Below are 6,704 nucleotides of genomic sequence, written 5' to 3' on the forward strand. Positions count from 1 at the left end.
GATCCAGGCGGCGAGCGCGCCAGGGGTCATGGCGAGCGTATCCGCGGCCAGTGCGCGTCGGCTGGCGAGATGAGTTAGGTCAGGTCCCACCGTTCCGCTGGCAGGCGTGCCTCTTATCGTGTGGCAGAGCGCACAGCCGGTGGACAGAAATGCCTGTTGGCCGCGGCGCTCTTCGTCGCCGCCAGGCGCGGATGCGACGGCGTTTTGCCTGGATTGCCATGCTTCGAACGCTTCGCGGCTTTCCGCGATGACGGTGATGGCCATATGGGCGTGCTGATAGCCGCAGAATTCGGCACACTGGCCACGATAGATGCCGGGCTTATCGGCGACGAGTGTGAGCTCACTCGGCCGGCCCGGAATGAGATCGCGCTTGCCGGCAAGGTTCGGCACCCAGAAGCTATGAATGACATCGAGCGAATCGAGTTCGACCTTGACCGGTTCGCCAACCGGGACATGGATTTCATTTGCCGTGACGATCGATTGGGACCGATCATCTCCGGGATACCGGACCTCCCACCACCATTGGTGCCCGGTGATGCGCACGGCAAGCGTTTCCGTTCCACTCAGCGAAGCAATGGATTTGCCGGCGAAAAAACTCGCTATCGTCATCATGACGAGCACCAGAACGGTCAACGCAATGGCGCTGCCGACAGCGCGGGTAAATCGGCGCTCCTGACGAGAATCGATCTCGAGCGGCGAGCGCGTTGTCTCGGACAGGCGACGACGCAAAAGCGCTGCCGCCAGGATCAACATGACAAGCAGCCACGTGGCCACTGCGATTGCGCTGAAAGACCAGATCAGATCAAGGATTCTCCGGGCATTCGCACCGTGTGCATGGAGGGCCGATTGCTTGTCGCCGCATCCTGCCAAGGCCAATATCGGCGCTGCGCTGATCGCCCTCAAACGCCGTTGCGCGGCCGTTCCCTGAACGGTGCCAGGCAAGATTTGCCTAGGACATGTGGGGGCAAGCGACATTCGCGGTCGTGTCAGCCTGCGAGAGCTGGCCAACGGACTCATGCACCTCGCCATGAAGGATCCACCATCGTTGCCAAGGCCATAACGCGGCTGACTGAAAAAGGATGCTTGGCAACACCCCCCGGCTGAAAACCGACGCGAAGCGGTGCGGGTTAGACGATGCGCAACTGCTGGAAAGCCTGTTGCCGCGGACTGCTCGTTTGAATCCAGAAAGCGACCAGGAGCAGTGCGGCTCCGCCATAGATCAGGCCGGCGGGAATCCACATGATCAAGCCTGCAAGTTGCTGGTCCTCGAGCGGGTTGAGCCCCCATAAATCCGAGCCGATCGCATTATCCGGATACCACAGCCTGGGCGAGACGACGAGCAACACCCCGAGCAGCCCGGTGTGGAGGGAGGTGAAGAAAAGATGCATCACGGCATTGCCGCAAGCCTGCTCGCGGCCAAGGCGAGGCAGCAGCACCCACCAGAACAAAAGCCCGCTACCGAGGAAACTCGCGTGCTGGGCATAGTGCAGGAAGCCCTGCTGGAGGGCAGCCTCGAACAGCGCCGGGACATGCCAGATCCATATCGCGGCTCCGTGCAGGACGGTCGCGACCACAGGACGGCTGATGAACGCCCAGACCGCCCGAAGCGCATTTGCATGTCCAGCCACTCCGAATATCTGGCGCAGCTGTACCGGCAGGGCCCACATCATCGCCGCCGTCGGGCGGGAGGCAACCAGCAGAGGCGCTGCGACCGCCATCAGCAATTCGTGCTCGATCATGTGCGCCGCAAACACATGTTCGCTCAATGCATGGATCGGGCTTACAAAGGCGAACGCCAGGACGGACCAGCCGGCAGCAAACAGCAAGGCCTGCCGCGATCGCAAGCGACGTCCACGTCCGCTCCGTCGCCACAGCCGGCCAGCGCCGGCAACATACAGCAAAAGGATTGCCGCCAGTGGCAATGTGATGGGTAGCGCCAGAGTCCAACCAGCCTGCGGAGCGCCGTTGCCATAGCAAATCGAGGTCGAAAAGAGCGCGTCGAAGCTCATGATCCGCATCCGTCACCCGGAAGAGCGCGGGTTCATCTGGAAAGATTCAGAATGAAGCCACTGAGGCGCGCTGTTCCACCTCCCTGCGCCGCCTCTAGGCATCCATCATCGATTTCGCCGGCTCACGGGCGATATTTTCTTCTATGCGTTCGTGTCCCGGCGTCCGCGGCAGGGCCTGGCGGAAGTTCTTGGCGTAGTCTGCCGGCATTTTGGGCGGCATCAGCGGCTCATAGGCATCTACCAGCGCTTCGATCACGACAGGGCCTTGCGTGGCGAAAGCCTGGTCGAGAACCGTCTCGATCTGATCGGCCCGCTCGATGCGAAAACCCTTTGCGCCCATTGCTTCTGCCGCCTTGGCAAAATCGATCGGCTGCAATTCGCAACCGAATTGCGGGTTGCCCAGAAACATCATCTGCTCCCAGGCGATCTGATTGAGCATGTTGTTCTTGATCACCAGAACCTTGAGCGGGATCTTGTAGCGCACCGCCGTCGAGAATTCGCCGAGCTGCATGGCAAAGCCGCCATCGCCGACGATGGCGGCAATCGGTCGACCGGGAAACGCTATGCCGGCAGCGATGGCGTAGGCCAGACCGCAAGCCATCGACGCCAGCGATCCGGACACCCCAAATGCCTGGCCGCTGCGAAGATCGACATGGCGGGCGGCCAGCTCCGTATTCTGACCGGAATCCGTGGCCAGCACTGTGTCGTCCGCCAATCTTTGTCCGAACGCCCGGGCAATCGCTTGTGGCTTCAATGGTTGCGCCTGCATGTCTTCCGACTGCCGCATCATCTCGCGCCATTTTCTCATGGTCTCCTGGGAACGGCGCAGGAATTCATCGGAGGGCTTTTGCGTCAGGCGCTGGTTGAGCGCGCGCAATGTCTCGGCCGCGTCGCCGACGAGGCCGGCCTCGACCGGAAAGCGCAAGCCGATCCGTTGCGCATCGCAGTCGATCTGGACGCCACGGGCCTGTCCGGGCTGCGGGTAGTATTCGATGTAGGGGAAGGTCGAACCGACAATCAGCACCGCGTCACAGTTCTCCATCGCCTCTTGCGAAGCCAGGGTTCCAAGAATGCCGATCCCGCCGGTGGTGTAGGGATGGTCGTCCGGCAGCACCGCCTTGCCCAGCAAAGCCTTCGCGACAGGCGCCTGCAGCAGGCGCGCCGTGTGTTCGAGTTCGGCGGCCGCGCCGATGGCGCCGCGCCCGGCCAAGATCGCAACCCGCGAAGCGTCATTGAGAATGGCGGCGGCTTTGTCGAGCTCAACGTCCAGCGGTACGCTGTGACCGGCGAACATATCCTGCGGCGTGTGCGCCGGGCGATTGCGCTTGGAGCGCTTCGACGGATCACGCTCCTGCTCCTGGATGTCGCTGGCAATCGAAAGATGGGCGACGCCCTTGCGCGCCAGCGCCGTTCGGCAGGCAAGGCTGGCGACGTTTTCCATATGCGCGGCATCGGCAACATGGGCGTTATAAACGGAGACATCGTTGAACACGCGCGTCAGATCGACATCCTGTTGCGTGAACGTCTCGATCAGATCGTGGAACTGCATGCCCGTAATCGCCAGCACCGGAGCCTGGTCGAGCTTGGCGTCATAGAGGCCGGTCAGAAGATGTGTTCCGCCGGGGCCGGACGTCGCAAGGCACACGCCCAGCTTTCCTGTCCACTTGGCATATGCACATGCCATGAAGGCAGCCGACTCTTCATGCCGGACCTGAACGAAGGCAATTTTGTCGCGCCGCGTCCGCAACGCTTCCATGACCCCGTTTATGCCGTCTCCCGGCAAGCCGAACACCACCTCCACGTCCCAGGCGACGAGTGTGTCGATCAGAATTTCTGCTGCATTCGGCATGTCAGGGTAGCTCCGGGTGGATGGTGTCCGAACCGGTGAATCCCGAGTTGGTTCCTTCGTCGCAATAAATCGTGACAGGTTTCTGGGGCGATCTTCCTGGGGCGGTTTATTCGATCTGCTCGAACGTGCATTGCCGTGGCGCCTTGTCGGGGCGCCAGCGCAGCAGTTTGGTGCCATGGCGAAACCGATTGCCGGTGACGTGGTCGAAGCGGACCTCCACCACCAGTTCAGGTTCCAAAGGCTCCCATTGTCCGCTGCGCTCCGTGCTCCAGCGGCTCGGGCCGCCGGGCGCCTTGCCGGTGAATCCGGGCTCTGACCGCAGCCCTTCCAGCCGGCGCGTGAGCGCTCCTCTGTCGGTCCTGGCGATGGTCGACGTGAAGCCGACGTGATCGAGCTTGCCGTCGTCATTGTAGAGGCCGAGGAGCAGTGAGCCGACCTCACGGCTACCCGCGAGATAGCGGAAACCGCCGACAACGCAATCGGCGGTGCGCCTCGGCTTTACCTTCACCATCGCACGTTCGCCGCACAGATAATGCTCGTCGAGCACTTTGGCCACGATGCCGTCGGTCGATGCATGGCCGGCCCCGTTCAGCCATCGAGCCGCCGTCGCTGCATCATAAGTGCACTTCGACAGGCGAAGATCCGGACTGTTCGAGGAGGTCACGAAGTCCTCGATCGCTCGCCGCCTTTCGACAAGTGGTTTGCCGGTGATGACCTCGCCGCCCGGCCTGGCAAGCATGTCGAAGAGGATCAGACTGGCAGGCGTCTGCGAACTCAGTTTGCGGATTCTGCTTTGTGCCGGGTGAAGACGCATCTGCAGCGCCTCGAAGGAAAGCTCACCGTCCACCTCGATGACAATCTCGCCGTCGATGACGAAATGCCCGCGCTTGAGGTCACGCAGGATCTCCGTGATTTCCGGAAAATAGCGGCCGAGCGGCTTGCCGGATTTGGCGCGCAGGTCAACGGTGTCGTCGCTCTTGAAAGCAAGGCAGCGGAATCCGTCCCATTTAGGCTCGTACTGCCAGCGGTTCCCATCCCTTGGGATTGCATCGGCAAGCCTGGCCTCCATCGGAGACGTATCCAGCGGGAGCGGGAAGGCGTTTATCGGTTCATGCACGGATCAGGCCTCCAAAACCGGTTCAGGAACGGCTCCGGCTTTTCAACTTCCAGGACTGCACCGCGTTCCATCTGACGGGTTCATGGAGGTTCTTCACGATGGACATTTTCATTTGCCGCCGGAACCCGGTGACGGCTGGCCGCTTTGATGTCATCGGCGGCGCGAAAGGAGATGCCCATCGACCTCTCATTGTGGACAGCTTTTGTCGGAACCGTCATTCTGATGCAGGTGCCGCCAGGCCCCGACAGCATGCTGGTGATGGCCCGCGGCATCGGACACGGGCGCGGCGTGGCGTTGTTCACGGTACTCGGCATGACGCTGGGCGCCGGACTGGTGCAGCTTCCGCTGATTGCATTCGGCCTGTCTTCGCTTGTCCACGCCTCGCCGGTGGCGTTCAATCTGCTTCGATGGGCCGGGGCGGCCTATATCATGTGGCTGGGTTTCCGGCTGCTGCTTTCAGCCTCGGCAACCATTCCCACAGGTGACATCAAGGCCCTGCGGCCGCTCGCCGCCGCCCGGGAAGGAATGATCGCCAATCTGAGCAATCCCTAGCCTTTGATGTTCATGGTTGCGTTCCTGCCGCAATTTGTCGACCCGCATAGGGGCTCCGTCACGTTGCAACTGGTGCTGCTTGGCGCAACACAGAAGATAACCGGTGTGCTGGTGCTGGGAGCCTACGCCTTGGCATCGGGCGCGGTCGGCGCATGGGTCATGCGGCACCCTCGCGCAAGGCTTTGGCAGCAGCGGCTCGCCGGCTGTCTCATTATCGGCCTCGGCGTGCGGATGGTGATCGGCGGCAGTACGAGCCGCTGACTTGAAGAAATAGCTTGCCACGTCGCCTGAAGGATTGGCTTCGACACAAGCATTGTCTTCTTCAGGGGGACGGAGCATTCGCTTTGACGTTCGGCTCCGCCGCCGTTGCGGGCCGGGACCGTGTCCAGGAACAAAAAACCTGACCGGAGGTTCGAACCTCGATCTCAATGCAGCTGCAACGCTTCATCGCCATCCGATTGGAATGTTCGTCATGATTTCTTGCGTGGCCTCGGTAAAGACGCGCCTTCAATGAACAAGCCGCCTGAGAATGCTGGCCAAAGGGAAAGCAGGCGAAAAGGGGGCGACGTCGTTCGGGCTCTTGGGCTTGGCCTGATCACCGGCGCGGCCGATGACGACTGCTCGGCCATCGGTACCTACGCCAGCGCCGGAGCGCGGTTCGGCCCCGACCTGCTGTGGACGGCACCTGTCACGCTGCCGATGATGTATCTCGTCGTCTACCTTTCATCCAAACTTGGCCAGGTTTCGGGTCGCGGGCTTTTCCAGGTCATATCGGACCTCTATCCGCGTTGGCTGCTATGGTCCGTGCTGGTGGGCGTGCTGATTGGCAACACGATCGAGGCAGCCGCCGACCTTGGCGCCATGTCGGCGGCTATTGTGCTGTTCGTTCCGCTGCCTGCTCCGTTGGTCGTCACTGCCGTTGCGGTCGTCATTTTTGCCCTGCAGGTGCTCGGATCGTACAAATTGATCCGAAATGTGTTCCGGTGGCTGGCTCTGGCTCTGCTTGCCTATGTGGTCTCCGCGGTGCTTGCCAAACCGGATGCCGCTTCCATCCTGCGTGGCACGCTGTTGCCACAAATCGAGTTCAGCCGAGAGTACCTGTCCATCCTCGTCGCCATCGTCGGGACCACTCTCTCCGCATACCTTTACACGTGGCAGTCCAATCAGGAGGTGGAGG

General features: G+C 61.7%; 7 protein-coding genes. 3 read left to right on the plus strand and 4 right to left on the minus strand.

The features are described from left to right. From coxB to EN994_RS02785, 4 genes are all read right to left on the minus strand, one after another. On the minus strand, positions 1-942 hold a 942-nt coding region (gene coxB, locus EN994_RS35635; RefSeq protein WP_206530368.1), incomplete at its 3' end, for a cytochrome c oxidase subunit II. A gap of 185 nt (positions 943-1,127) precedes the next feature. Continuing rightward, positions 1,128-2,009 (minus strand): cytochrome c oxidase assembly protein, encoded by an 882-nt coding sequence (locus EN994_RS02775; protein ID WP_063170471.1) that lies wholly within the window; start codon positions 2,007-2,009, stop codon positions 1,128-1,130. Positions 2,010-2,103: 94 nt separating this feature from the next. Then, positions 2,104-3,858 (minus strand): thiamine pyrophosphate-dependent enzyme, encoded by a 1,755-nt coding sequence (locus EN994_RS02780; RefSeq protein WP_063170143.1) that lies wholly within the window; start codon positions 3,856-3,858, stop codon positions 2,104-2,106. Between the two features lie 106 nt (positions 3,859-3,964). Beyond that, positions 3,965-4,975: an ATP-dependent DNA ligase gene (locus EN994_RS02785; protein WP_027164032.1), complete on the minus strand. Its 1,011-nt coding sequence runs from the start codon at positions 4,973-4,975 to the stop codon at positions 3,965-3,967. A gap of 222 nt (positions 4,976-5,197) precedes the next feature. On the opposite strand from EN994_RS02785, the gene EN994_RS35905 reads away from it, so the two are divergent. The 3 genes from EN994_RS35905 to EN994_RS02795 form a co-directional block, all read left to right on the plus strand. After that, positions 5,198-5,527 (plus strand): LysE family translocator, encoded by a 330-nt coding sequence (locus EN994_RS35905; RefSeq protein WP_281040796.1) that lies wholly within the window; start codon positions 5,198-5,200, stop codon positions 5,525-5,527. A 3-nt stretch (positions 5,528-5,530) separates the two neighbouring features. After that, on the plus strand, positions 5,531-5,788 hold the full coding sequence (locus tag EN994_RS35910; RefSeq protein WP_245465981.1) for a hypothetical protein: 258 nt from the start codon (positions 5,531-5,533) through the stop codon (positions 5,786-5,788). A gap of 249 nt (positions 5,789-6,037) precedes the next feature. Continuing rightward, the coding region (locus EN994_RS02795; RefSeq protein ID WP_164745796.1) for an Nramp family divalent metal transporter at positions 6,038-6,704 on the plus strand (667 nt) is incomplete at its 3' end.

It is taken from the genome of Mesorhizobium sp. M7A.F.Ca.CA.002.09.1.1, assembly GCF_003998555.1.
Classification (GTDB): domain Bacteria; phylum Pseudomonadota; class Alphaproteobacteria; order Rhizobiales; family Rhizobiaceae; genus Mesorhizobium; species Mesorhizobium ciceri.

Excerpts from the sequence above, each read along its gene's own strand:
- EN994_RS02775 (WP_063170471.1), bottom strand. The coding sequence starts at position 2,009 with ATGAGCTTCGACGCGCTCTTTTCGACCTCGATTTGCTATGGCAACGGC.
- EN994_RS35905 (WP_281040796.1), top strand. The coding sequence starts at position 5,198 with ATGCAGGTGCCGCCAGGCCCCGACAGCATGCTGGTGATGGCCCGCGGC.
- EN994_RS02780 (WP_063170143.1), bottom strand. The coding sequence starts at position 3,858 with ATGCCGAATGCAGCAGAAATTCTGATCGACACACTCGTCGCCTGGGAC.